The following is a 1,295-nucleotide window of genomic DNA, read 5'->3' on the forward strand; positions in this document are numbered from 1 at the left end:
GTAAGGGCCGCTGCCGGCCCAGATCGGGAGCTCGTAGTTTGGGTCAAAGTCGGTCGCGGCCATGTAGGCGGCCACCTGGCCGTCTTTGACCAAGACCCAGCCCTGCTGCTTACCCAAGTCTTCCTGCAGGCTGGCCAGGTTCGGGTAGCCTTCCTGCCACTGGCTGGAGTTTTGCGATTTCAAAAGGGCTTTAGCGTCATTGATGATGGTTAAAACCTCGTCCAGGTCTTGTCCCTGGAGCGGGCGAACGAGCGTGTCAGTCATGTTGAGCCTCGTTGATGTGTTTTCTTAAGTAGCTGTACTGCATGGCGTCTTCCAATTTTGCGGTGTCAACGCCCAAAACCTGGGCCAGGGCATAGGCGAAGGCCCAGGAGGTAGCCGGTCCCCGGCTGGTGACCAACTTGCGGTCCTGGTCGATAGCTACCGGCGTGTCCACATAGGTGCTGGCCGGGTTTTCGCTGGCTACCTGGTCTTTGAAGTCCGGGTGGCTGGTCCACTTGGCTTCCGTCAAAAAGCCGTACTTGGACAGGGCGATCGGGGAGGCGCACATGGCGGCGTTCCACTTGCCGGCCTTAAAGCGGTCCTTCATCAAGGCCGCCAGTTTTCCGCTTTCTCTGAGATGCTTGGCGTTCGGGGCCCCGCCCGGGAAGGCGACCAGGTCGTAGTCAAGCAAGGAGTCGTCGACCAGTTTGTCGCAGGCAAAGCGGATGCCGTGTCCGCCGGTAATGGTCAAGTCCTCCAAAGCCACCATGTCGCAGGCAATCCCCAGCCGGCGCAGGACGTCGACTTGGCTGAGCCCTTCTACTTCTTCACATCCATCTGAAAAAACAATTGCTGCAGTTGGCATGTCAAATCTCCTTTTTTCTCAATAAGCTTTGCTGCTTGCTTTTAATTTTTTGTTAATGATTGTCTACATTATATTGTACAAAATTGCGCCAGCCTTGTCGCTAGCAGCGGAATTTTTTAAGCAATTTGCAATTGCTGCCGGTAACCGATAAAATAAAAGGCGGTTTTGTTACTTACAAAATATAAGCATGTCATCAAGAAAACAGAAAAGAGCATAATACTAGTGGCGAAAAACGTACTTAATGTGTTTGATTATATGTAAGAGACAGCAGGTAGGTTTTAAGTTGAATTAGCGTAGGGAAAGCCAGAACTTTGCTTTAGGTTAGAGCGCAAATTTTAGTCATACTTCAGAAACATATGTTTGGGGATCTACAGGAATACGTGCTAAAATATTCCTCGAAACAAAGATTGAGAATGATATGGTTCTGAAAGCTGGTGAAATTAAATGG

At 50.6% G+C, this 1,295-nt stretch carries 1 protein-coding gene and 1 pseudogene; both read right to left on the reverse strand.

The window, feature by feature from the left end:
• Positions 1 to 264, reverse strand: a pseudogene (locus tag lacNas_RS12945) (GNAT family N-acetyltransferase); the annotation flags it as partial.
• Positions 257 to 847, reverse strand: a complete 591-nt coding sequence (locus lacNas_RS12950) for a DJ-1 family glyoxalase III (protein ID WP_201331150.1) — start codon at positions 845 to 847, stop codon at positions 257 to 259. The pseudogene lacNas_RS12945 and the gene lacNas_RS12950, both read right to left, overlap by 8 nt.
• Positions 848 to 1,295 lie beyond the last annotated feature (448 nt).

This window comes from Lactobacillus nasalidis (assembly GCF_016587775.1).
Taxonomy (GTDB): domain Bacteria; phylum Bacillota; class Bacilli; order Lactobacillales; family Lactobacillaceae; genus Lactobacillus; species Lactobacillus nasalidis.